The following is a 25,226-nucleotide window of genomic DNA, read 5'->3' on the forward strand; positions in this document are numbered from 1 at the left end:
CTCAGTCCAAAAATGCAGGGACAGTGTGGTGGTGACCTGTCAGAAAAGCGTCAGCGACAAGGCGCAGGGGCGACAGGTCCAGATCACTGTCGCCAGTGGAAACAAGATCGCGGAAACGGGCATAGAGGCGGGCATATTCCGCATTTTCACCCTGTGCGACGGTTTCACCATCAACGGTGAAGCGTGCGCCACCCTGATCAAGCACAGCAACACCGGCATCTGTGTCGAAGCTGATCTGCCACAGTTCGGCGCCTTGCTGGCGCCAGTCCAGTCGGGCGGTCACGGGGTGGCCTGCGTCCATCGTCAATTCGGCGGCGATGGGGGTCTGGCGGTTTTCGGGTATATGCAGATCGGCACCGGTCAGACGCACCGGATCAGGCAGAACCTTGGTCAGTATCGACAGCGCGTTAATGCCTGGATCAAAAACCCCAAGCCCGCCTGGTTGCCAGATCCAGTCCTGACCGGGATGCCATTTGCGGACATCCTCGGCCCAGTCGATATGGGTGGCGTGGATGTTACGATCGGCCAGCCAGTCGCGGGCCTGATCAACAGCGGCGGCTTCGCGCGAATGCCACGTGGCGAATATGGTCAGGCTGCGGGCGTTGGCCTCGGCGGCCAGCAGTTCCAGTTCCGACAGGGTGGCGCCTGGGGGTTTCTCCAGCATCAGGTGGCAATCGGCGCGCAGCACCGCCATCGCCTGTTCGAAACGCCCCTGCGGCGGCGTGCACAGCGACACCGCCTGCACGTCATCTTCCGATTCCAGCAGTTCTTCGATTTCGGTATAATTCGACACGCCGTCCAACCGCGCATTGCGGCTGGCCACGGCTGTCAGGGTGATGCCTTCGGTCGCTGCGATGGCCGGCAGATGTTGGGCGCGGGCGATGGTGCCAAGCCCGACAATGGCAAGGGACAAATCGCTCATCTCAGGCGCTGCCCCGTTTCGGCGTCAAAGAAATAGGCATGGGCGGGATCAACTGTCACACCCACCGTTCCACCACCGGCGGGATCAAGACGATGCGTCGTCTGGACCACCAGCTTTTCACCCGATGGCGCGGTCAGATGGACATAAGTAACGCCGCCCAGATTTTCAGCCATATCAATGCGAAAATCACCTTGATCGGTCAGTTGCAGGATGTCTGGGCGCAGGCCGACCTCGACCTTGCGACCTTCCATCAATGTGGCGGATTGGCGGTCAAGGGGCGCGCCGAAGGCTTTGGTGACAACACGTCCGTCCTGCACCTGACCTTTGACGAAATTCATTGCGGGACTGCCGATAAAGCCCGCGACAAAGCGGTTGTCGGGATCGTCATAGAGGTCCATCGGCGTGCCGACCTGTTCGACCTTACCCGCACGAAGCACGACGATCTTGTCTGCCATGGTCATCGCTTCGACCTGATCATGGGTCACATAGATCATCGTTGCTTTGATTTCGCGGTGCAGGCGGGCGATCTCGGCACGCATCTCGACCCGCAATTCGGCATCAAGATTCGACAGCGGTTCGTCGAACAGGAATACCTTGGGGCCGCGCACGATAGCGCGTCCAATGGCAACACGCTGACGCTGCCCCCCCGACAGGGCGGCAGGCTTGCGGTCTAGCAGCGGGTCCAGTTTCAGAATACGCGAAGCTTCGGCAACCTTCGCCGAAATCTCGGTCTTGGGGTGGCGGTTCATCTTCAAACCGAACCCCATATTCTGGGCGACCGTCATATGCGGATAAAGCGCATAGGTCTGGAATACCATCGCCACGCCGCGGTCTGCGGGTTCGGCGTCGGTGACATCCTCATCCTCGATATGGATCTGGCCGTCGCTGGTTTCTTCCAGACCGGCGATCATACGCAACAAGGTGGACTTGCCGCACCCCGAGGGTCCGACAAAGACGCAAAACTCGCCTTGTTTGATATCAAGATCGACGCCGTAGATGACCCTTACAGGGCCGAAATCCTTGGTGACGCTGGTCAACTGGACGCCGGACATGGCAACCTCATGCTTGCTTGTGTTCGGGAAACCGCCATGTTTCGGCGGTCGCGGCGATCTGCGCCGCAGCTTCTTTAACGGGACCCGCCAGCGCCAGAAGCTGGTCGCGGCTTGTCACATCAGTCGTGGTGGTCACTGAAATCGCCCCGATGACGCGGCCATTTCCAGAAAGGATAGGCGCGGCCATACAGGCGATACCGATTTCATGTTCTTCATCATCAAGGGCAAAGCCCTGATCCCGGATGCGCGCCAGTTCAACACGCAAGGCATCCGGCGTGGTCAGTGTTTTCGAGGTATGGGCATGAAAAGACTGCCGTGCCAATGCATTAACCAGCTGATCTTCAGGTAGATATGCCAGCATCGCCTTGCCGACACCCGTGCAATAGGCGGGACCTACTTTGCCCGATTGCGCTAACATCTGCACCGGCTGGCGGGCATTGCGTTTATCGACGTAAAGGACCGCGCCATTGTCCAGTTGCGCCAGGTGGACCGTCTGGCCCAGATCACGCGACAGCCGGTCCAGAACCCCTTGTGCAATGGGCGCAAGACTGGACTGCGCCCATGCCGAATGGGCCAGACGCACCAGACGCATACCGGGCGCATAGGTCTGGCGGATATCGTCAAAAGCCAGCATTTCCTGACGGGTCAGGACCTGAAGGAAGCGGTAAAGTGTCGCCTTGGGCAGGCCCGCAACCAGCATAATCTCGGCAAAGCGCGCCGGACGGCCGAATTCGGCGACAAGGTCCAGCACGGCCAATGTACGGCCGACTGTCCCGTCTGATGTCTCTCGCTCGACCACAGTCACGCCAGGCCTCCTCCCCCTCGCATTGCCGTTATTGACACGCTAATCGATTCGCATCATAGTTTCAATATTCAAAACTGGGTTTCATTATTTGGAACCAAATGGGGAGGAGACCATGGTTTTATCGAATAAGGGCCTGCTGCTGGCAGCGCTGTTGGCCACCACAGCACCTGCCTTTGCCCAAGCCCGCGAATTGGTGTTCAACACCGATGCATCCGACCCCGCCCCCAAGGCGGCATTCGAACAACTGATTGCGGATTTCGAGGCCGAGTATCCCGACATCACGGTCAAGGTGAACATCTTCGATCACGAAGGCTATAAAACCGCGATCCGCAACTTTCTGACTGCAGACGCGCCCGATCTGGCGAACTGGTATGCGGGCAACCGCATGGCGCCCTTTGTTGCGGCGAACCAGTTCATGGATGTGTCCGATGTCTGGGAAGAAAACGGCCTGAACGACAGCCTGCATTCTGCAGCGTCGGCGATGACCATCGACGGCAAGCAGTGGGGTGTTCCTTATACCTACTACCAGTGGGGCATCTATTATAACAAGGATGTCTATGCGAAGGTTGGCGTTGAACCCGCTGATAACTGGGAAGATTTCCTTGCCAATTGTCAAAAGTTCAAGGATGCGGGCATCGACTGCGTCACGACAGGCTCGAAGGCGCTTTGGCCCATTGCCGGTATCTTCGATTATATGTCGCTGCGGACTAATGGCTATGACTGGCATATGCAGCTGACGCGCGGCGAAATTCCCTGGACAGATGACAAGGTCAAAGCCGTCTTTGCCGAATGGGAAAAGCTACTGCCTTATACATCGCCCAACCATGCTGCGATCGACTGGCAGGATGCGGTGTCGAATATCGTTCAGGGCAAGGCGGCCAATTACGTCATGGGCAACTTTGCCGTGGCACCCTTCCTTGACGGCGGCATGACCGAAGAAAATCTGGGCTTCATGCCCTTCCCGACGATCAATGCCGATATTCCCCGCGCGGAAGAAGCTCCGACCGACACGGTCCATATTCCCGCCGGTGCCAAAAACCCCGAGGATGCCAAGCTGTTCCTTGCCTTCCTTGCACGTCCTGACGTGCAGACGAAGATGAACCAGACACTTGGCCAGCTGCCGATCAATGCCGAAAGCTCGGTCGGGGATGACCCCTACCTGCAAGCGGGCTTCGATCTGCTGTCGACCGCCGACGGCGGCATCGCACAGTTCTTCGATCGCGACGCTTCGCCGGAAATGGCCAAGGTCGGGATGGAGGGGTTCCAAGAATTCATGGTTCGCCCTGAACGTCTGGACGGCATCCTTGAACGGCTTGAACGCACGCGTCAGCGCGCAGCACGGTAAGACCCGTCGGGCGGACATGAATGGTCCGCCCGATTTCCCCGATTTCCCACCCGCATGCCCGGAGGTCCAAGATGACCGCCCTTCCCGACATTCACCCGCCCAAAGCACGCCCCCGCCGGCGTCGCAGCAGCCTGACCCCATGGCTGTTCCTTGCGCCGGGTCTGTTGATGTTTGCCGTCTATGTGTTGATTCCGATTTTCCAATCCGTCTGGGTGTCGTTCCATGATTGGGACGGGCTTGGTCCGATGAAATGGATCGGACTGGCCAATTACTCCGAGCTGTGGTGGGACGATGCTTTCTATACCAGCCTGAAGAACAACGTCCTCTGGCTGGCGCTGTATCTGCTGGCCGTGCCGCTTGGGCTGCTGATTGCGGTGTTCCTGAACCAGACGGTAAAGGGCATCCGCATCTATAAATCGCTGTTTTTCTTCCCCTTCGTGATCAGTCAGGTCGTCGTCGGCCTGATCTTCTCATGGTTCTATGCACCCGGATTCGGGCTGTTCTATGTTTTGATCGAATGGTTGAGCGGAACCGGCGTCGCAATTCTGGCGGACGAGCGTTACGTCACCTACGGCATCATCGCGGCGGGCCTCTGGCCTCAGATCGCCTATTGCATGATCTTGTATCTAACCGGCCTGAACGCCGTCGCCCCCGACCAGATCGAGGCCGCGCGTCTGGATGGTGCCAAGGGTTGGCGGATGCTGTGGCATGTTGTTTTGCCGCAATTGCGCCCCGCGACCTTCATTGCGGTCGTCGTCACCGTCATCGGTGCGCTGCGCAGCTTCGATCTGGTCAGCATCATGACCTCGGGCGGGCCGTTCGGGTCCAGCCGCGTGCTGTCCTATTACATGTATGAACAGGCGCTGTCGGAATACGGCTATCGCATGGGCTATGGCGCAGCCATCGCCGTGGTGCTGTTCGCCATCATGATGATCTTCATTACGGGCTTCATCTGGAAGATGTGGCGCGACGAGAGAGGGCTGTAATCCGATGTTCCCCCGTCCCATCCAGACCATGTCCCCTGCCTTCCAGCGCGGCTATAAAATCGCGCTGCCAATCATGCTGATCCTGTGGCTGCTGCCCTTGCTGGGGGTGGCGCTGACATCGCTGCGCCCATCCGGCGATTTGGCGGCGGGCAACTACTTCGGCATGCCCTCGCGCATCGCGTTCGAGAATTACGTCGATGTTTTCCGCAATTCGCCCATCGCGCAATATTTGCTGAACAGCTTTCGCATCACCATCCCCACAGTGATCGGCGCAGTCGGGCTGTCCTGCCTGACCGGCTATGCGCTGGCGGTTTATAAGTTCCGGTTGTCGCTGGTGGTATTCTTTATGTTCGTGGCAGGCAACTTCGTGCCCTTCCAGATCCTGATGGTGCCTGTGCGCGACCTGACGGTAAACATGGGCCTTTATAACACCGTCACCGGCCTTGCCCTGTTCCACATCGCTTTCCAGACGGGGTTCTGCACGTTGTTCATGCGCAACTTCATCAAGGCCTTGCCGCGCGAATTGATCGAGGCTGCACGCGTCGAGGGCGTTAACGAATGGCAGATCTTCTGGCATATCGTCCTGCCTTTGGTGCGCCCCGCCATCGCGGCGCTGTCGGTGCTGGTCTTCACCTTTATCTGGAACGACTATTTCTGGGCGATGGTGCTGACCACCGGTGCTGAAACGCAGCCGATCACGGCGGGTCTGAACAGTCTGAACGGCCAATGGGTCGCGGCGTGGCATCTAGTGTCTGCGGGGTCGATTCTGGCGGCGATGCCTCCGGTCCTGATGTTTTTCCTGATGCAGCGGCACTTCATCGCCGGTCTGACTCTGGGGGCCGTGAAATGAGCCTTTGGCGTATCGATACGCCTGCCCAAACATTGGTTCTGGGCAGCGATGGCGGGATGGCATGCTGCCATTACTGGGGTGCGCGCCTGCCCGCCGATCAGGACTTGGCTGATCTGGTCGCGGCTGGCACAGGCGGCATCACCGGCGGGATGCTGGATCAGCTGCCGCCCTTGTCCCTGCTGCCCGAGGCGCGGCGCAGTTTTCCGGGCCAGCCGGGGCTGGTCGCTTTTGACACCGATGGCACGCCCTTGGAACCGGCTTGGGCGCTGCAATCCGCCGATCAGCATGATGGGCTGACGCTGGTTCATGCCGCAGACGGCCTGACCCTGACCCACCGCATCCGTGCGCAACCGCACGGGTTGGTCGCCATCACCGCCAGCCTGACCGCCGATCGCCCCATCCGCCTGCATTGGATGGCCGCCGCCGCCCTGCCCGTCGCACCGCATATCGATCAACTGACCGAATTGGCCGGACGCTGGACACGCGAATTCCAGCCCGTGACCAGCGATCTGGACCACGGCGCACGCATCCGCGATGCCCGCACGGGCCGTTCGGGGCATGAAAACCCGCCGCATCTGTGGCTGGCCACCGCTGGCACCACCCATACGCGCGGCGAGGTGATGGCCCTGCATTACGGCTGGTCCGGCGGTCACCGCATGGTGGTCGAGGCCCTGCCCGAGGGTCGCCGCCAGATCCAGCTGGGCCATGCATCAGGGTCTGAACGCGCACCCGCCACACGTTTTGACAGTGCTGAAATGCTGCTAGGCCGCGGAGATGCCGGCCTGAACAGTGTCTCTATCCCGTTCCAGCGTGCCATTCGCGACCGCCTGCCCCATGCCCGCCAACCACGCCCCGTTCATTATAACGGGTGGGAGGCGATCTATTTCCGCCACGACGCCGATGAATTATCCGAAATTGCCGCCCGCGCAGCGGCGCTTGGCGCCGAGCGTTTTGTGCTGGACGACGGCTGGTTCGGGCGGCGTGATGATGACACAACATCGCTCGGTGACTGGCAGATCGACCGGCGCAAGCATCCGCATGGTTTTCAGCCGCTGATCGACTGCGTTCAGGAACTGGGCATGCGCTTCGGCCTGTGGGTCGAGCCCGAGATGATCAACGAAGACAGCGACCTGTTTCGCGCCCATCCCGAATGGGTGCTGGGGCCTGCCGATCAGATCAGGGGCCGCGATCAGCTGCATCTGGACATGACCCGCGCCGACGTGCGCGACCATCTGTTCACGCGGCTGGATGCGATCCTGCGTGATTGGGACATCGATTACGTCAAATGGGACCACAACCGTCTGACGCCCTTCCCCGATGCAGGGCAAACGCGTGGCGTCTATGACCTACTGGACCGGCTGCATGCAGCGCATCCGCTGGTGGAGATCGAAAGCTGCGCGTCGGGCGGGGGGCGTATCGACGCGGGCATCCTGACCCGCTGCCCCCGCGTCTGGCTGTCCGACAGTAATGACGCGCTGGAACGCCTGCGCATCCAGCATCAGGCGGCGGTGTTTCTGCCTGCGGTTGCCACCGGCAGCCACGTGGGGCCGCGCGACTGCCACACCTCGGGAAGGGTGCTGCCGATGGCGCTGCGGGCATGGACCGCAGCGCAGCGCTATATGGGGTTCGAAATGGACCCGCGCGAACTGACCGACGACGAAGCCGAAACCCTGACCCGCATTACCGCGTGGTGGAAAGCCAACCGCGACTGGATGCTGGGTGGTGATATCTGGCGGCTGGACCGTCCCGATGGGGCGGTGGCAGAAATGCAGATGGCGGCTGATGGATCACAACTGGTGATCTTCGCAGCGACCTTGGAAAGCCCTGTCGCCGTCCAACCGCCCGCGCTGCGTCTGACGGGGCTTGACCCAACGGCGCGGTACCGGCTGCGGATGATCGAAAAGCCACTGGGGCATCATACGTCCCAAACAGCAATCTGTCAGGGTGATGTCACCCTGACCGGTGCCGCGCTGATGGCACAGGGGGTTGCCCTGCCACCAGCCTTCCCGCAAACCATCGCCGTCATTGAAGGAATGCGTGTGTGACTGCCGAAATAGACTGGATTGCCGCCGATTGGGGCACGACGAATTTGCGGCTCTGGGCGATGTCCGGCCGCGATGTGATCGAACGACGCAGCTCGGATCAGGGGATGGGCGTTCTGGGGCCGGATGAATTCGCAGCGGTGCTGGAACAGGCGACAACCGGCTGGCCTGCCGTGCCGGTCATCGCCAGCGGCATGGTCGGATCACGTCAGGGCTGGATCGAGGCCCCCTATGCTGCCGTTCCTTGTCCTGCGACACCGCAAATGGTGGCCGTTCCCGATGATCCGGGCGGCCGGCCGGTGCGGATTATCTGTGGCATCCGTCAGGACAATCCCGCCGATGTCATGCGTGGTGAAGAAACGCAGATTGCCGGTCTTCTGTCGCTGTCGCCTGATTTTGACGGGATCGTCTGCCTGCCCGGAACCCATACGAAATGGGTCCGTGTATCGGCCAAGGAGATCTGCAACTTTAAAAGTCTGATGACCGGTGAATTATTTGCCCTGATCGCCGGCCAATCCGTTCTGCGTCATTCCTTAAGTGGTCAGGAATGTGATCAGGATGCTTTCCTTGGTGCGGTTTCAGACGCCATGGCCCGCCCGGAACGAGGCTACGGCGGCCTGTTCCAATTGCGCGCCGAAGCGCTGTTGACGGGACTGGACCCTGCCGTTGCGCGCGGCCGCCTGTCCGGCACCCTGATCGGATGGGAAATGGCCGCCGCAAAACCATGGTGGCTTGGATGCGAAGTTACCATTATCGGCGCACCCGCGCTGTCGTCGCTTTATGAACAGGCGCTAAAGGCGCAAGGCGTTCCGGCCGCTTTGATGTCGGTCGAGGATGCGACCCTTGCCGGACTTTACGCAGCATATCAGCAATTCAAGTCATCCTGACCGAAAGGCCCCCGCCATGTCCCGTCCATTGATTGCCATCCTGCGTGGCCTTACCCCGCCCGAGGCCCCTGCAATTGCCCGTGCACTGATTGACGCAGGCATCACCCGTATCGAGGTTCCCCTGAACTCTCCGGATCCGCTGGACAGCATTGCGTTGCTGGCGCGTGATTTCGGGGATCAGGCGCTGATCGGCGCGGGGACCGTCCTGACGCCCGAACAGGTTCAAGCCGTCGCGGACGCCGGTGGCCGAATGGTGCTGTCGCCCAATTGCGACGCGACAGTCATCAAAGCAACACGGGAGGCTGGCATGAAAAGTTTTCCCGGCATCATGACCCCTTCCGAAGCTTTTGTCGCACTTGGTGCGGGGGCATCGGGATTGAAGCTGTTTCCGGGCGAACTGATCGGCCCGAAAGGTTTGCGCGCAATGCGGGCGATCCTGCCCGCCGGCACTGAAATGTGGGCCGTTGGCGGTGTATCCGCCGACAATATGGCTGAATGGATGCAAGCGGGTGCCGCAGGATTCGGTATCGGATCATCGCTCTATAAGCCGGGTGATGATGCAGCAGCTGTCGCTGCAAAAGCAAAGGCCATGGTTTCGGCGTGGGATCGGGTGGCAGCATGATGTTCGATGATACCCCCTGCGAGCTGGGGGAAGGTGCGCTGTGGCACTCCGATCTGAATGCATTGATCTGGTTCGATATCCTGTCCAAACGGATATATCTAAAGCCATTGGGGGGCGAACGCCGCCACTGGGATTTTCCGGACCATGTCTCGGCTGCGGGGATTGTGGATGCTGACCGTCTGGTAGTCGCGTCCTCGCGGGCATTGATGCTGTTCGATCTGCGCGACGGGTCGTATCAGGATCTGGTCGCGCTAGAGGCAGACAACCCTGTCACCCGATCCAACGATGGTCGCGCCGACCCGCAGGGCGGCTTCTGGATCGGCACGATCGGATTGAATGCCGAAAAAGGCGCGGGGTCTATCTGGCGCTTTTACGCCGGTGAATTGCGCTGCCTGTTCGACGGCATCACGATCACCAATGCGATCTGCTTTGCCCCGGAAGGGGAAACCGCCTATTTCACCGATACCGCCACCGGAATTATCATGCGGGTCGCATTGGACACCGATGGATGGCCTGCAGGCGATGCCGAACCCCATATCGATCTTACCACCGAAGGCCTTAATCCCGACGGAGCGGTGATTGACGCGGATGGCGGCCTTTGGACCGCACAGTGGGGTGCAAGCCGCGTAGCCCGATACAACCGTCAGGGGCAGTTCGACCGCGCGATTGCGTTGCCGGTCGCCCATGTGTCCTGTCCGGCATTCGGGGGGCCGGATATGGACACGATTTTCGTAACCTCTGCACGGCAGGGACTGGACATCCCGGGCCCGCAGGACGGCTGCACCTTTACCATGCCGGCCAATTGTACAGGTCAAATGGAAAACCGCGTGCGTCTACCCTGAACAATCGGCAGTTGCATCCATCGCCGGACCAGCTTGACCGGTGTTGCCCGATATTGCGGCAACACCGGTTTTTTCCAGTGTCACTTGCCTGTTGTCGAGCGCTGGTCTGCCGCATTGGTCGCAAAAGCCGATAGCTCTGGCTTTGCGGAAAATACGGTGAACTTCGGCTATAGAAAACAAAGCTTTCTTGGCGTAAGCTGGCATGCGTAAGTGGCAAAACCACTGTATGGCGAGTATACCTGTGCGAATTGAGGGAATTTCGATGACAAAATGGGCGCTTATCACCGGAATTACCGGGCAGGACGGTTCTTATCTGGCAGAGTTGCTAATGGAAAAGGGTTAAGAAGTCCACGGTATCAAGCGCCGGTCATCCTCGCTGAATACGCAGCGCATCGACCACATCTATCAGGATCCGCATGCCGAAGGCGCGCGGATGTTCTTGCACTATGGCGATCTGGGGGACACCTCCTCGGTCATGCGGATCATGGAAGCAGTTCGTCCGGACGAGGTCTACAATCTGGGCGCGCAATCGCATGTGGCAGTCAGCTTCGAAACGCCGGAATATACGGCCAACGTCGACGCGCTTGGAACTCTGCGCATTCTGGAAGCCATCCGTTTTCTAAAGCTGGAAAAGAAGACCAAATTCTATCAGGCCTCCACCTCGGAGCTTTATGGCGAGGTGCAGGAAATCCCGCAGCGTGAAACGACGCCTTTCTATCCGCGTTCGCCCTATGCCGTGGCCAAGATGTATGCCTATTGGATAGCGGTGAACTATCGCGAAGCTTACGGAATTTATGCCTGCAACGGCATCCTGTTCAATCATGAATCCCCCGCCGAGGCGAGACGTTTGTTACGCGCAAGATCACGCGCGGCATGGCGAATATCGCACAGGGTCTGGACGAATGTCTGTATATGGGCAACATGGAGGCCTTGCGTGACTGGGGCCATGCGCGCGATTACGTCCGCATGCAGTGGATGATGCTGCAACAGGAAACGCCGGAAGATTTTGTCATTGCGACCGGCGTTCAATACTCGGTCCGTCAGTTTATCGAATGGTCGGCGGCCCATGTCGGCATTACCCTTCGGTTTGAGGGTCAGGGCGAAGCCGAAGTCGGCATCGTAGCATCCGTCGTTGGCGAAGATGCCCCCGGCGTGACGGCAGGTCAGGTCATCGTGCGCGTTGATCCCCGCTATTTCCGCCCGACCGAGGTCGAAACCCTGTTGGGTGACCCAAGCAAAGCGCGCGAAAAGCTTGGCTGGGTTCCGGAAATTACCACGCAGGAAATGTGTGAAGAAATGGTTGCCGAAGACCTGAAAGCTGCGCGTCGCTATGCCCTGCTGAAAACGCATGGCTATGACATCCCGCTTTATCAGGAAAGCTGAGGCCAGATATGACACGGATTTTTGTGGCCGGTCATCGTGGTATGGTCGGCAGTGCGATCACCCGCCAATTGCAGGCACGCCGTGACGGGGGTGAAGATCTGGAACTGATCACCCGTACCAGCAGCGAACTGGATCTGACCGAACAGGCGGCTGTGCGTGATTTCATGCGCAGCGAACGGCCCGATGCGGTCATTCTGGCAGCTGCCAAAGTCGGTGGTATCCATGCCAACAACACCTACCCCGCCGAGTTCATCCACAAGAACCTGATGATCGAATGCAATGTCATCCACGAGGCATATGCTTCGGGGGTGACGCGTCTTTTGCAACTGGGGTCCAGCTGCATCTATCCGCGCGAAGCAGCGCAGCCCATCCGCGAAGATGCATTGCTGACCGGCATACTTGAACCGACAAACGAACCCTATGCCATCGCCAAGATTGCAGGGATCAAGCTCTGCGAAAGCTATAACCGGCAATACGGCACGGATTACCGGTCGGTGATGCCGTCGAACCTCTATGGGCCGGGGGATAATTTCGAGCCCGAAAATAGCCATGTGATGCCGGCATTGATCCGCCGCTTCCACGAGGCGGCGCGCGACGACAAGGAACAGGTTGTCATGTGGGGCACGGGGAAACCGCGCCGTGAATTCCTGCATGTGGATGATATGGCGCGGGCATCCTTGTTCGTCTTCGATCTGGACCGCGAAACCTATAAAACGAACACCGAACCGATGTTGTCGCATCTGAATGTGGGCAGCGGCACAGATGTGTCGATTGGGGAATTGGCACAGCTTGTCGCCCGCGTAACGGGTTATAAGGGCCGGATCGAGAATGACCTGACGCGACCCGATGGAACTATGCGCAAGCTGATGTCCTCGGACAAGCTGATGGCAATGGGATGGCAGCCCCAGGTCGATCTGGAACGTGGCGTTGCCGATACATATCGCTGGTTTCTTGAAAACCGTCTGGATTGAATAGCATGGCAGACCCCCAAGGCAAGCTGATCGCGTTTCGGGCCGACCGGATGGGCGGACGGCTGATCGCGGTTTTGAATACGTTGCGTTTCGCCCGCAGCTTTGATCTGCCTTTTGTCATTCACTGGCGCGACAGCGACGGGCTTGGCGACGGGACCGAGCTTTTTTCGGAAGACTTCGTACGCGATCATTTCATCGACAAGCTTACCTACCAGCAGATGAAGGCCAATGCGACTGCCATCACCTCGGTCATTCAAAGTTCGTCCGAAAAGGCATTCAGGGCGAATTTCGATGATGGAATGCATGTGTTGCTGGACCCGCCCTTCGATGTTCTGAAAATGCCGTTCGAGGATGAGGAAGAAGTCAACCGCACGTTCCGCGCGGTGGTCGATGATCTGCCCCTGAACCCCGTTCTGGCACACCATCTGGACGCCCTGCGCACCAAGCTGAAGGATGTCCGCCGGACTGTCGCATATCATATCCGCCGCGGCGATCTGACCAGCGATTTGCGCGCAATGAACCGTGCATGGCCGAATAAATTTGTGCCGGATGAATTTTTCGAAACGCATATCCGGTCGAATCTGGATGGAAATGGCGCACGGACGATCTTGTTCAGCGACAATAAAAGCGTGCTGGACAGATATACCCGCATGTTCCCGGACCTTCTGACATTTTCGAAGGTGGTAGACACCAGTGCATTAACCGAGGTTCAGCGCGATGCGCTGGAGCTTTTTGCAATGTCGCTGTCGGATGTGATTGTTGCACCACCATCATCGGCCTTCAGTTCCACCGCCAAGACAATTGGCGGTGGCGATTTCCGTGATGTGGAATCCGAAATTACCCCCGAAGAACGCCATAATGCGCTGGATGTTCTCGCCGCCCGCCTGAAGGATCAGCCGGAGTTGTTCGCGAATGCGGGTGAGATCGGTCAATATCTTGTCTATGCATGCGAGCATCTGGTCGGCACCGGTCGTCGCAGCGAATTTGTCGATCTGGCGCGCCAGCATATCAACGCAGGCCTGAACATCGCCTTCATCTATGCGATGACCTTTCAGGAAATGTTCTTTAATGGTCAGTATCAGGCCATTTGCGATCTTCGCCCCGCGGTCGATCGTGGCTTTGTAACCTTCCAGCGCAGCTTTGCACAGATCGTCCTCTATCACGGATTGGCGCTTTTGATGCTGGGCCGCAAGGAAGAGGCGATGGCGCAAATTACCTCGGCGTTTTGGCACGAACCGGTCGAGGGCGAGATTAATGCCCTGGCAGGATTATTGCGTGGACAGGGCGATTTTCACGACGGTAATTTCTGGGTCACCGACACACATATCGAACAGCTGTTTCCGAACCGGTTCATCGTCGATCACATCCGCAATTTCTATACCGCGCCGGTCGAGGCAGGCGTTCTGAAATTCGACAGGATGGTGCCGACGAACCGTGTCATGGTCTGGGAATGGCCTGATTTTACACGGTCAGATCTGCGAAGCCACTATAAATTCCGCGGGCATTTCCGATCGATCCTGACGACTTTAGAACGTCGTGTCTGGTCTGATGACGTCAGACCGCATCTTGACAGCTTTACAGGTATGATCGCCCTGCGCGAAGGTGATTTACCATTAGCCGAGGAATTGATCCTGCGGGCGATTGTGGCGAAACCGGATGTTGCGCTGTTCTATAAGCGGCTGGCCGAGTTGCGTCACGAGCAGGACCGCAACGACGACGCGCTGGAGGCGATGGATCGGGCAATCGCGCTTGCGCCGCAGGTATCTATTTTCCGCGCAATGCGGGGATTGTTCCAATGGCGTTCGGGCGATGCCAAAGGGGCGGCGACCCTGCTGATTGATCTTGTCGAGGAAGATCGGCTGAAATTTCCTTCGGTCTATTTTCTGGCCGCGGATGCCGCCTCGGACGCAGGACGTAAAGAAGACGCCATCCGGAGGTTGGAAGAGGGTCTTGCAGCCTCGCCTTTGCACTGGCGACGTCAACATGCGCTGGCCGAACTGAAGGTCGACTGTGGTGACGCCAAGGGTGCCCAGGCTATTCTTGACTGGGCGCTTCAATGGGCCGACGATCATCCCCCGTTGGTTATGCTAAAATCCGACCTGCTGGTAGACAGCGGCAGGACAGATGAAGCGCAGGCGTTGCTGGAACGGCTGATGGCACGTTATCCGGACAAACGGCAATATGTCCGTCGGCATAAGAAACTGACAAAGTTGTAAGAACGAGGTCGGCCAAAGCGCCGTCCCGCTCAGGAGAACGAATATTATACATAGTAAAAGCAGGGTCGGTAACGCGCATTTTCTGGTCTATTCTAACGGAGTAGAGCCGTTTTCGACAAATGCCGATGATTACTGCACGTCAGCACTGAATGTCGGTTTCGACAGCGCCGAACATATTACCGAGGCCCAGCTGAAACAAACAGCTTTCTGGAACGAAAACAGTTTCATTCTGGAACAGGAACGTGGGGCTGGTTACTGGCTGTGGAAGCCGTGGTTCATTCTGAACAAACTGCGCGAAGTCGGGCCGGATGATATCGTCATCTATAACGACGCAGGGCGCTATGGCGCAGGAAGTTTTCACCAGTTTCCGTCATTCCCTCATGCAGCGGTCGAACTTTGTGCGCTGACGCCCAAGCGGTTTATTCACGGGTTTATCTCTAACTGGCAAATCCAGGGGCATTACACAAAACGCGATGCTTTTATCCTGATGGATGCGGACACTGACGAACAACGGCTTGCGGCACAAGTTTGCGCGGGCCCCTTGTTATTCATGCCGTCGAAAGAGAGTTTCGAATTTCTTGAACAGTCGCTGGAATATTGCAAAGACCCGCGCATCCTGACCGATCAACCGGACGAGACCGGCAAACCATACGAGGTTTTTCGCGATCACAGGCATGACCAATCGGTGGGCTCTATTCTGGCGCATAAGACCGGTGCCCATTATTTCGATTTTTCGGAAAACGGTGCATTCGGCGCTGCGGAAGACGTTTGTCAACGTAACCGGCACGTGCCCCACCTTCAGACACATATCGGCTATGTCTCCTTGATTGCCGCACGTGCGATGCCGGATGATTTTCTGGCGCGCGACGAACCGGATCTGTCGGAATTGTCGCATCTGGTCCGAAACCTGACGCCGGGAGAGCCTGTGCCCGTACACCCTGATAAGGTCCCGCAACCGGTCCTGTCTGCCGAATTGGAAGAACTACTGAAGAGCCCGGAGCCGACGCTATGTCGCGATCACCTCCATCTGGCAATATCCGACAACCGTACCACCAGTTCGCGGCTACATGTTTTGAACAAGAATATTGAGGAGGCCTCTTTCTTCTGGGACCTTGCAATTAAGGCATTCCGTGATCGTGCCACTGCCATGCATACCCGTGGAACGCCGCCAACAATGGAGAATGTCGAACGACTGGCCGTGGGCGCCATACGCGATGCAGAGGGCCAGACGCCCGATCTGCGCCGTCGTGTAATGTCAGGCTTTGTCTGGACGCTGTTTTCCGACGATGCCCGCGCTATCTTCAAATCGGCACATAAGAACGTCAAATCCAGCAAAGGTTCGGTGGCGATGGAGCGCTTCGTGGTTCTTCTGGACGAATTGGACTTTTTGCCTATCGATACAGAGGTCGAGGGCAAGGATAAAATCCTGTCCGAGGAGGTGTCGAGACGCCTGATGGATTGGATGCTTGTGGCTCACGTACCAGCTATCACGGACACATCCAACGGTTGATGTATGTCGCGTGCCGTTGACGGCTGCGGCAGGGGTGCTAACTCTTAACCTGATCGCAAGGCCCGAGGTGAGTATGCAGATAGAAAAGACAGCGCTGCCGGGCGTGATAATTATCACGCCCGTACGTCACCGCGATGCGCGCGGCTTTTTCAGCGAGAGCTGGAACCGAAAGACATTTGAAGACGCAGGCCTGCACCTTCCCGATTTTGTTCAGGACAACCATTCCTTGTCGCGGGACGCCGGTACTGTCAGGGGATTGCATTATCAGGCGCCACCGCATGCGCAGGGCAAGCTGGTACGCTGCGGGCGGGGTGCTCTCTATGATGTAGCGGTGGATATTCGGCGCCATAGCCCGACTTGGGGCCATTGGGTCGGCGTTGAGCTAAGCGAAGACAATGGTCGTCAGCTGTGGATACCGGCCGGCTTTCTGCACGGATTTGTCACCCGCCGGGATGATACGGAAATTGTTTACAAGTGTACCGATTGCTACAATCCAGCCAGCGACGGTTGCGTTGCCTGGAATTCGCTAGGTATCGACTGGGGTGCTACGACCCCGATACTGTCCGCCAAGGATCTGGCGGCCCCCAATTTCGATGACTGGACATCACCTTTCAAATGGCAACCGACATGAAAATCCTGATTACCGGTGGTGCAGGCTTTATCGGTTCTGCAGTCGTGCGATTGGCCATCCGGCGTGGGTATCAGGTGGTCAATGTCGACTGTCTGACCTATGCGGCGAATTTGGCCAATGTGGCCAGTGTCGCCGGCCACCCAGATTATGTTTTCGAAAAAGCCAATATAAACGACAGATCCGCGCTTGATCTGATCTTTGCGCGGCATCGTCCGGACGCCGTCATGCATCTTGCAGCCGAAAGCCATGTCGACCGCTCGATCGATGGGCCTGCGACATTTATTGATACAAATGTCATGGGCAGTTTCCACCTGTTAGAAGCCGCGCGTGCCTTCTGGACGGCTTCAGGGCGGCCATCCGGATTTCGCTTCCACCACGTCTCGACCGATGAGGTTTATGGCAGTCTGGGTAAGACCGGTAAATTTACCGAAACCACGCCCTATGATCCCCGCAGCCCGTATTCCGCCAGTAAGGCTGCATCCGATCATCTGGCACGCGCATGGTTTGAAACATATAAACTTCCGGTTGTGATAAGCAATTGCTCTAACAACTATGGACCGTATCATTTTCCAGAAAAACTCGTTCCGGTGGTAATATTGAATGCAATATCCGGTAATCCGGTTCCGGTTTATGGTAATGGAAAGAATATCCGTGACTGGCTTTATGTCGAAGACCATGCCGATGCACTTTTAACGGTATTAAAAAAGGGCACACCTGGCGAAAAATATAACATCGGTGGCGTAAACGAGGTTAGTAATATTGAGCTGGTCCGTTTAATACTTTCGCAATTGGATGTACTTATTCCGCAGAAACTTTCTTATTTAAACTTGATTAAATTTGTCGAGGACAGGCCGGGGCATGACAGGCGTTATGCGATTGACCCGTCTCGTATCCGGCACGAGCTGGGGTGGGAGCCTTCTGTCACTTTGTCAGAGGGCATCCGAAAAACAGTCGAATGGTATTTGAACAATCGCGACTGGTGGCAGCCGTTACTGGCACGCCATAGTGTGAACAGTCGATTGGGATTATCCTGATGCAGGGATTGGTTGTTTTTGGCCGAACAGGTCAGGTTGGATGTGAACTGGCCAGACTTGCCCCTGATGCAACATTCCTTGACCGCAATGATGCGGATCTTCGCGATCCGACGGCATGTGAGCTAGCAATCAAAGAGGCACGGGTTGTCATCAACACAGCGGCTTATACGGCCGTAGATCGCGCGGAAGCAGAACCTGCCTTGGCCTATGCGATCAACGCCGACGCCCCTGCGGCGATGGCCAAAGCGTGTAAAGCAAATAATATTCCGTTCATCCATATCTCTTCGGACTATGTTCTGGATGGAACCGGAGATACCGCGCGCAACGAAAGCACGAAGCCGGCGCCAAAGAATGTCTATGGAACTTCAAAATTGGCAGGCGAACAGGCGGTCATGGAACTGGGGGGGCAATGGGCTATTCTGCGAACGTCGTGGGTTTTTTCAGCCAACGGAAGTAACTTTGTGAAAACGATGTTGCGCCTTGGTCGGCAGCACAGTGAAATAAAAGTTGTTGTGGATCAATTTGGTGGGCCTACCCCGGCGCGCGATATTGCGAATGCGCTGCTTGTGATGGCAGAGGTAATGCAAAAGGATCCAAGCGCTGGTGGCATCTATCACTTTGCAGGATATCCCGACGTAAGTTGGGCCGATTTTGCGGCAACCGCTTTGCAGATGTCTGGACTGGATTGTCAGATCACCCCGATCACCACAGCGGAGTATCCGACACCGGCTGTGCGACCGTTGAACTCTAGGCTCGATTGCCGCCTGATCGAAACCGCCTTTGGCATAGCAAGACCTGACTGGCGGCAAAGTTTGACGCAGATCATTACGCAACTGGACCAATCATGACCGATCGCAAAGGCATTATCCTTGCCGGAGGAAGCGGCACGCGGCTTTATCCCATCACGCTTGCCGTTTCAAAGCAGCTACTACCAATCTATGACAAGCCGATGATCTATTACCCGATTACAGTTCTTATGCTGTCGGGGATACGCGACATTGCGATCATCACGACATCGCATGATCAAGCGCAATTCCAGCTACTTCTGGGCGATGGCAGCCAGTGGGGACTGAACTTTACCTATATTATACAGCCTTCGCCAGACGGGTTGGCCCAGGCTTATTTGTTGGCATCTAGCTTTCTGGACGGTGCACCGTCGGCGATGGTGCTAGGGGACAACATCTTTTTCGGGCACGGTTTGCCCCCCCTTCTGTTGCAGGCAGACAGTCGCAAAACAGGAGGTACGGTCTTTGGATATCACGTCCGGGACCCCCAACGTTACGGCGTGATCGACTTCGACGATCAGGGGACCGCCCGAAGCATCGTCGAAAAGCCAAAGCTGCCCCCATCTTCCTATGCGGTCACCGGCTTATATTTTTTGGATGGGACCGCCCCAGACCGCGCAGCTGCCGTCAAGCCTTCTGATAGAGGCGAGTTGGAAATAACATCACTGTTGGAAACCTATCTTTGCGAAGGGCTACTGTCTGTCGAAAAGATGGGGCGTGGTTTCGCATGGCTGGACACGGGAACATATGAAAGCCTTCTGGATGCCGGAAACTTTGTTCGGACGCTGGGGAATCGCCAAGGCTTGCAATCGGGTTGTCCAGAGGAAATCGCTTTCAACGCAGGGTGGATAAACGCAGACGAATTGACCATACGAGCTGAATTATTTGTAAAAACAGAGTATGGCCAATATCTTGAAAAGTTGTTGGATGAGACAAGGGACGTATATAATTATTGAAACAACCTCAGATAGAAATCTTATATTAATTACAACCGGATTTTAGTAACTTTCGCAAATTCCATTATTGCGTTTAAAATTTTAAATAATTGCAAATAATCTTATCCGAAGGTTAAGTATCCTTCGGGCAGGCCCGTGCCATTCGAGGCTCAAGGCCGATCGGGTTCGCTTTAAGTTGGCGAATTCCGATAAACAGGGGGGGGATATTATATATTGGAAAGCTATATAAACTGTGAATGAAGCGCATAAAATCGCGCAGTCAATATATATATTCACCTTAAGATCTTGAAATATGGACCTGCCTTCGGGCTGGATTCCTTGTCCAAGGACCCCATCGGTTCGATTTTTACCAAGTATTGTTTTTATCAGTGGAGAAAAGACATGACTACGATAAACGGAACTACGGGCGCTGATGTCCTGACCGGAACCGCAGATGCAGATGCAGACGTCATTAGTGGCGCAGGTGGCAGCGACAAGATCAAAGGCATGGATGGCAACGACGTTCTTAACGGTGGTGCTGGATCCGATTTGCTGGAAGGCGGCGCGGGCCGCGATACTCTGGCTGGTCAGTCAGGCGATGATACCCTGCGCGGCAACGACGGTAATGACCATCTGTTCGGCGGTGTTGGCAAAGACGTTCTGGATGGTGGCGCTGGCAACGATAAAATGTATGGCGGCCAAGGCAATGACAAACTGTTCGGCGGTGACGGTGCTGACATCCTTGACGGCGGCCATGGAAACGACGTGCTTTCCGGCGGCGGCGGCGGCGGCGGGGACGTTCTGGACGGCGGCCATGGCAAGGATATCCTCGACGGTGGCGCTGGTGCAGATACGCTGACGGGCGGCGCTGGTGCTGACACGTTCATCTTCCACAACGGCGGCGGAAAAGACACTTTTGTCGATTTTACCACCGGTGGCGCAAGCGACACCCTGCAGCTGTCTATGAAACTGTTCGATGGCATGTCGATGACAGCCGAGGACGTCATCAGTACCTATGGAACATCAGTCGATGGCATGGCTGCACTGGACTTTGGCGATGGCGATATGATCGTGTTCCAGAACATGGCCGATCTGGCCGCTTTGGCAAGCCATATCGAATTCATCTGATCGATGGTTTGCAATCTGGTCGGGCGGTGTGTCACAGCACCGCCCAATTTTCTATGCGCGCCCTAGAAGATGCCGTAGTCTGACAACCCGTGCCGGCCGGTCGGCAAGATAACTTTGTTCCAATATATCGATAACTGCCGCTGCTTCGGCACGATGGCCAATGCTTACCCTTGCCTCGAATATTGCTTCCAGCAATGCTTCATAGGGGCCAAAGCGGGCTTCGATGGCCAATAGGCCACGAAGTTACTGCGTATCCGAAACCGGCTGATCCCGATTGCGCTGAATTTTCAGCCAACCAAGCCCCATTTGCCCATGATCATTCCTGCACTTGCGCAAGATGGCATGCGCGGCGGCTGGATCATCACGTCGGAAATAGGCATCAAAGAACCCCCGCAGTTGACCACTATCTTTCATATGTAAAAACGGCGTATGGGCGGCGAACGGCAATGGCCACCGGCTTAGCTTACGCCCCGCGTTCCGGACCAAGGGAACATGCGCGCTGTCCAATGCAAAAAATGGATCATATAGGATGTGGTGAACCAGTTCCGGATTAAGCGACGGCCTTAAGGGGTGAATGACGCGTGATTGTTCGACCACCTGCTGGAACCGTGTTTCCCATGGTGCCCAAGCGGGATCGACATAGATCAAAGGGGCCGCGGCCAGTAACCGATCCATCTTCAGGAATTGCGCGGCAAGGATGGCCCCTGCCCCGCCCATCGCCGCACCGACACCACATAAGGCGACTTCGCTGCCAACAGCCCGGTACAATGCCTCGCAAGCATCTGGAAATTCGGGCGTCTGCCACCAGTGGTTCTTCTTCGCGATGAAACCCGAATAGCCCATGTCGAAATCATGAGCCATTCCCGGCAAAACCGGCTTATGCGGTGGTTTCGCGGCCCAATGGGAAAAGGCCAGCAACATTCTGGACCGATCGGCACCGCGCATCACGACGCGAAGGTCATACCCCTCATAGATGATGGTCAAGCGACCGCCATCCTTATCGATATCGCTCATGGAAGACGTCCCGAGATCACTATGCCGTCGTCAGTGGCATGCCGCACATTCTGCGTCCAGAGGCAGCGCGATCACAGATCGATTGCGATCCGCCCCCTCGGGTTCGAACAGCAGGCCAAAATCCAGCCCTCGGCTATGTCATCATCGCTGATCCCGCCGTTATGGATCATGTGAACCTCGCCTGCGGTTTTGCGTATCTTGCAGGTGCCGCACAGGCCGAAGGTGCAGCCGGACGGAATGTTCAAACCGGCACGTTTCGCGACGGCCAGAACGGTATCTGTCTCAGCGCAGGCCGCTGTCACACCACTTGCAGAAAAGGTAATCTGGGCCCGCGCATCCTCATCAGGGGCAGCGTCGTCAATGACGGGCGCGTCGGATTCGGTCTGGACTGGGGCGCCGAAGCTTTCCTGATGATACATTTCCATATCATAACCAAGTGAGGTCAGCATTTCCCGAACCGCCTGCATGAAGGGTTCGGGACCGCAACAAAAGACCTCGCGCTCTAGATAATCGGGGGCCATGAGGCCTAGCATCAATTGGTTCAGGCGGCCTTGGTATCCGGTCCATGTGGTATAGGGTTCGGGTTCTTCAACCGTGAAGCGCAGCTGGATTCCCGGCACACGGGCGGCAAATTGTTCCAGTCGCTGACGGAAGATGATGTCTGACGGGCGCCGTGCAGCATGAAGAAAGGCAATATCGGCGTTTTGCGCGTGGTCCCATGCCCAAGTCGTCATGGACATCATCGGCGTGATTCCGGACCCTGCCGAAATGAACAGATATTTCTGTGCCGGATGACGATGGAAGCTGAAGATACCCGCGGGCCCATAAGCTTTGATCTGCATACCGGGGCTTAGGTGATCCAGCATCCATCGGGTCCCGATCGAGGACGCCTGTGCCTTGACCGTCACCGAGATCGACAATGGCCGCGAAGGCGATGACGAGATTGTATAGGTCCGCTGCACATTCCCGCCTGCCACCGGCAGGTCCAATGTGATAAACTGGCCCGGCTGGTAATCGAACCACGCCCCCGAGGGCGCACGAAAGATGAAGGTGGCGGTGTCCACGGTTTCCGGCACGACCATGACGCATTCCAGCGGCTCGTCCTCGGACCAGGGTTCGGCATTCCAGTTCAGTCGGGGTTTCTTCATCACGTCACTCTGCCGCGTGTTGCATTCCAAGGCGTGCGGACATCAGGCCGCAATACCAGTCGACAAAATGGATCACCCCGGCTTCCTGGGTGGGGGAATAGGGGCCGGGCTGATAGGCCGGTGACAGGATGCCCTTTTGGTTTTCCTCGACCACCTGCCGGTCTTCGTCGTTGGTATCCAACCAGACACGGGTCAGATCCTCGATCGTGTAGTCGACACCTTCCACCGCATCCTTATGGACCAACCAATTGGTGGTGACCTGCGTTTGGGTGGCATTGATCGGCAGAATGCGAAAGACAATGGCATGATCCGCCAGAAAATGGTTCCAGCTTGAGGGGAAGTGATACAGCATCAGGCTGCCGGCATCATTCCATGGCATCCGGCCCATGCGGCGCGACACAGCCGCTTTGCCGGACATCGTAAAGCTTTCCTGATCGTCCATCAGGGGCACGCGCGCCATCCGCCATTGCATCTGCGGATCATTGGTAAAGCGTGCCGGAAGATCAGCGGCATCACAACGCGCCCAGTGATCCATGATTTCAGGACTGGCGGCATGCGGGCCATCCATGACGGTCATCAAAGGATCATCGGAATACGTCCGGCACAGTGACGGGTGCGACCCGCCGCAGTGATAACACTCGCGGTTGTTTTCCAGCACCAGCTTCCAGTTGCCATTTTCGACGATGGTACTGGAATGGGCAATCTTGGCATCTGCCAGACCTGATGGCGCAATAAAGCGGATGACGTTCTGGGCAAACTCGCTGATCGAAGGCGGAATTTTGGCCAGACAGATAAAGACCATTCCCGAAAGGTCGATACAATGGACGGGCATAAGGCTGTATTTCGAAGGATCGAATGTCGGCCCCATGTCACGTGCAAAGACAAGCTTGCCAGTCAGGTCATAAGTCCATTGATGATAGGGGCACACCAGTTTGGGGTTCGTCCCGTTCGCGGTCGCACATAGCCGCTGTCCTCGGTGGCGACAGACGTTGTGGAACGCAAGGATACGGCCATCCTCGCCACGGGTGACAATTACCGGAAAGGCCCCGACCTGAAGCGTGGTATAGCTGCCCGCCTTTGGCAATTCGCAAGACGGTCCCGCGAACAGCCATTCCCGATACCAGATCTGGTCCAGATCATCCTGATACGCCTGCGCCCCGCAATAAAGATCATGCGGCAGTGCATGGCCAGTTAAACGGGATGCGATCAGTTCGGCAGTCGAGGGTGCATATGTCATAACACAGACCGTTCCTTGGACGCAAAGCATGCGCTTTCACCCCCAGATTACGGTGCGGCGTATTATGACTTGGCAGATTTGCGACATTCGGATTGCGGAAACAGACATCCGGCGTGAAATGCCAAGCCCTAAAGATAGCCTGCCGAACGCAAGCGTGCGTGTTGTTCACCCGAATGCGGGCCAACGTGCTTCATGAGCTGTCGCAATTCACCCACCATATTGTCAGGGCGCATGTTGTTGACGGTATGGAACAACGAACTGTCGCGAAGCTCCTCGGACATGGTGCTGGTCAGATAGCCCTGATTACGCGGAACGGCCCACAGCCAGCGACCGGCTTGCCTATGCAGGTTTGCATGGCGCAAATCAACGAAACCCGCCGCATCTTCGATCTGCTGCAGGCGCGGCAGATTGCTTCCTAACTGGCATGCGGTTCCAGTCCCCAGCATGTCGACCTTCATAAGGTGTGGGGCCCGTTTGTGGAACATCCAGTTTTTCCACCCACCTTCGCCGTGATCATTTTTAGCAACCCAAGCGCTGCCAAGATATCCAAGAATATGCTTATCGGCAGGTAGCACATCAAAAAAAGAGGTGGTCTGTGCCACATAATCGGGCGGATAGACAATATCGTTGTCAATGGTAAAGACGATATCGTTATCGGCAGGCTCGAACGCATATTTCCCTGCATCCTTCAGATCACGGTCGGGTATCAGGACCTCAATTTTCAGATGGCATGCAAGATCATCAGGAACGTCATCATAGCCGTTCAGGCAGATGAACAGGCGGTCCACTTGTGGCAGGATCGAGTTCACAGTCTGCATTAAAATTCCCGCGCGCGGCGGAAAACTGGCCAGATGTGCACGGATCATGGAGCCACCCTCAGG

The 25,226-nt window shown here is 57.0% G+C and carries 23 protein-coding genes and 1 pseudogene; 16 read left to right on the plus strand and 8 right to left on the minus strand.

The genetic code is table 11. The features are described from left to right. Position 1 precedes the first annotated feature (1 nt). Genes DWB67_RS14080 through DWB67_RS14090 form a run of 3 tightly spaced genes read right to left on the minus strand, consistent with a single transcriptional unit; the run spans position 2 to position 2,779 of the window. The gene (locus tag DWB67_RS14080; RefSeq protein ID WP_119808186.1) at positions 2-922 is read right to left on the minus strand and encodes a Gfo/Idh/MocA family protein; all 921 of its coding nucleotides are present in this window, start codon (positions 920-922) and stop codon (positions 2-4) included. Continuing rightward, on the minus strand, positions 919-1,974 hold the full coding sequence (locus tag DWB67_RS14085) for an ABC transporter ATP-binding protein (RefSeq protein ID WP_119808187.1): 1,056 nt from the start codon (positions 1,972-1,974) through the stop codon (positions 919-921). Before DWB67_RS14085 ends, DWB67_RS14080 begins: the two co-directional genes overlap by 4 nt. A gap of 7 nt (positions 1,975-1,981) precedes the next feature. Continuing rightward, positions 1,982-2,779 carry an IclR family transcriptional regulator gene (locus DWB67_RS14090; protein WP_119808188.1) on the minus strand — a complete coding sequence of 266 codons (798 nt, stop codon included), beginning with the start codon at positions 2,777-2,779 and terminating at the stop codon, positions 1,982-1,984. A gap of 112 nt (positions 2,780-2,891) precedes the next feature. On the opposite strand from DWB67_RS14090, the gene DWB67_RS14095 reads away from it, so the two are divergent. The 7 genes from DWB67_RS14095 to DWB67_RS14125 all read left to right on the plus strand — a co-directional run bounded on the left by DWB67_RS14095 (position 2,892) and on the right by DWB67_RS14125 (position 10,353). Further along, positions 2,892-4,124 carry an ABC transporter substrate-binding protein gene (locus tag DWB67_RS14095; protein WP_119808189.1) on the plus strand — a complete coding sequence of 411 codons (1,233 nt, stop codon included), beginning with the start codon at positions 2,892-2,894 and terminating at the stop codon, positions 4,122-4,124. Between the two features lie 71 nt (positions 4,125-4,195). Then, positions 4,196-5,110: a carbohydrate ABC transporter permease gene (locus DWB67_RS14100; protein ID WP_119808190.1), complete on the plus strand. Its 915-nt coding sequence runs from the start codon at positions 4,196-4,198 to the stop codon at positions 5,108-5,110. A gap of 4 nt (positions 5,111-5,114) precedes the next feature. After that, entirely contained in the window at positions 5,115-5,960 is an 846-nt protein-coding gene (locus tag DWB67_RS14105; protein WP_119808191.1) for a carbohydrate ABC transporter permease, read from the plus strand. After that, positions 5,957-8,005 carry an alpha-galactosidase gene (locus DWB67_RS14110; protein ID WP_119808192.1) on the plus strand — a complete coding sequence of 683 codons (2,049 nt, stop codon included), beginning with the start codon at positions 5,957-5,959 and terminating at the stop codon, positions 8,003-8,005. Before DWB67_RS14105 ends, DWB67_RS14110 begins: the two co-directional genes overlap by 4 nt. After that, positions 8,002-8,889 carry a 2-dehydro-3-deoxygalactonokinase gene (locus tag DWB67_RS14115; protein WP_119808193.1) on the plus strand — a complete coding sequence of 296 codons (888 nt, stop codon included), beginning with the start codon at positions 8,002-8,004 and terminating at the stop codon, positions 8,887-8,889. The genes DWB67_RS14110 and DWB67_RS14115 overlap by 4 nt, the downstream gene beginning before the upstream one ends. 16 nt (positions 8,890-8,905) lie before the next feature. Then, a complete protein-coding gene (locus tag DWB67_RS14120; RefSeq protein WP_119808194.1) occupies positions 8,906-9,511 on the plus strand; it encodes a 2-dehydro-3-deoxy-6-phosphogalactonate aldolase in 606 nt (201 codons plus the stop codon). Continuing rightward, on the plus strand, positions 9,511-10,353 hold the full coding sequence (locus DWB67_RS14125; protein WP_255418684.1) for an SMP-30/gluconolactonase/LRE family protein: 843 nt from the start codon (positions 9,511-9,513) through the stop codon (positions 10,351-10,353). The genes DWB67_RS14120 and DWB67_RS14125 overlap by 1 nt, the downstream gene beginning before the upstream one ends. On the opposite strand, the gene DWB67_RS18190 is transcribed toward DWB67_RS14125, so the two are convergent. Further along, positions 10,345-10,638 (minus strand): hypothetical protein, encoded by a 294-nt coding sequence (locus tag DWB67_RS18190; RefSeq protein ID WP_220475144.1) that lies wholly within the window; start codon positions 10,636-10,638, stop codon positions 10,345-10,347. The two genes, DWB67_RS14125 and DWB67_RS18190, sit on opposite strands and share 9 nt — an antisense overlap. Here DWB67_RS18190 and gmd point away from each other — a divergent pair. From gmd to DWB67_RS14175, 9 genes and pseudogenes are all read left to right on the plus strand, one after another. After that, positions 10,616-11,736, plus strand: a pseudogene (gene gmd, locus DWB67_RS14130) (GDP-mannose 4,6-dehydratase). The gene DWB67_RS18190 and the pseudogene gmd overlap by 23 nt on opposite strands. A gap of 8 nt (positions 11,737-11,744) precedes the next feature. Continuing rightward, positions 11,745-12,707: a GDP-L-fucose synthase gene (locus DWB67_RS14135; protein ID WP_119808196.1), complete on the plus strand. Its 963-nt coding sequence runs from the start codon at positions 11,745-11,747 to the stop codon at positions 12,705-12,707. Between the two features lie 5 nt (positions 12,708-12,712). Next, entirely contained in the window at positions 12,713-14,923 is a 2,211-nt protein-coding gene (locus DWB67_RS14140) for a tetratricopeptide repeat protein (protein ID WP_119808197.1), read from the plus strand. 550 nt (positions 14,924-15,473) lie between these two features. After that, positions 15,474-16,433, plus strand: coding sequence for a hypothetical protein (locus DWB67_RS14150; RefSeq protein ID WP_220475142.1), 960 nt, complete (start codon positions 15,474-15,476; stop codon positions 16,431-16,433). Positions 16,434-16,506: 73 nt separating this feature from the next. After that, positions 16,507-17,064, plus strand: coding sequence for a dTDP-4-dehydrorhamnose 3,5-epimerase (rfbC, locus tag DWB67_RS14155; protein ID WP_119808200.1), 558 nt, complete (start codon positions 16,507-16,509; stop codon positions 17,062-17,064). Next, complete coding sequence (gene rfbB / locus DWB67_RS14160; protein ID WP_119808201.1) at positions 17,061-18,098, plus strand: dTDP-glucose 4,6-dehydratase; 1,038 nt, start codon at positions 17,061-17,063, stop codon at positions 18,096-18,098. The genes rfbC and rfbB overlap by 4 nt, the downstream gene beginning before the upstream one ends. Continuing rightward, the gene (rfbD, locus tag DWB67_RS14165; RefSeq protein ID WP_119808202.1) at positions 18,098-18,946 is read left to right on the plus strand and encodes a dTDP-4-dehydrorhamnose reductase; all 849 of its coding nucleotides are present in this window, start codon (positions 18,098-18,100) and stop codon (positions 18,944-18,946) included. Before rfbB ends, rfbD begins: the two co-directional genes overlap by 1 nt. Further along, positions 18,943-19,839 carry a glucose-1-phosphate thymidylyltransferase RfbA gene (gene rfbA / locus DWB67_RS14170; RefSeq protein WP_119808203.1) on the plus strand — a complete coding sequence of 299 codons (897 nt, stop codon included), beginning with the start codon at positions 18,943-18,945 and terminating at the stop codon, positions 19,837-19,839. The genes rfbD and rfbA overlap by 4 nt, the downstream gene beginning before the upstream one ends. A gap of 381 nt (positions 19,840-20,220) precedes the next feature. Beyond that, on the plus strand, positions 20,221-20,946 hold the full coding sequence (locus DWB67_RS14175) for a calcium-binding protein (RefSeq protein ID WP_119808204.1): 726 nt from the start codon (positions 20,221-20,223) through the stop codon (positions 20,944-20,946). Between the two features lie 243 nt (positions 20,947-21,189). Here the strand turns inward: DWB67_RS14175 and DWB67_RS14180 are convergent, their stop codons facing one another. The 4 genes from DWB67_RS14180 to DWB67_RS14195 form a co-directional block, all read right to left on the minus strand. After that, positions 21,190-21,960, minus strand: coding sequence for a hypothetical protein (locus DWB67_RS14180; protein ID WP_119808206.1), 771 nt, complete (start codon positions 21,958-21,960; stop codon positions 21,190-21,192). A gap of 71 nt (positions 21,961-22,031) precedes the next feature. Next, a complete protein-coding gene (locus tag DWB67_RS14185) occupies positions 22,032-23,108 on the minus strand; it encodes a hybrid-cluster NAD(P)-dependent oxidoreductase (RefSeq protein WP_119808207.1) in 1,077 nt (358 codons plus the stop codon). Between the two features lie 4 nt (positions 23,109-23,112). Next, a complete protein-coding gene (locus DWB67_RS14190) occupies positions 23,113-24,345 on the minus strand; it encodes an aromatic ring-hydroxylating dioxygenase subunit alpha (protein WP_119808209.1) in 1,233 nt (410 codons plus the stop codon). 128 nt (positions 24,346-24,473) lie between these two features. Beyond that, complete coding sequence (locus tag DWB67_RS14195) at positions 24,474-25,211, minus strand: hypothetical protein (protein ID WP_119808211.1); 738 nt, start codon at positions 25,209-25,211, stop codon at positions 24,474-24,476. Positions 25,212-25,226: the final 15 nt, after the last annotated feature.

This window comes from Paracoccus sp. JM45 (assembly GCF_003590715.1).
Lineage (GTDB): Bacteria > Pseudomonadota > Alphaproteobacteria > Rhodobacterales > Rhodobacteraceae > Paracoccus.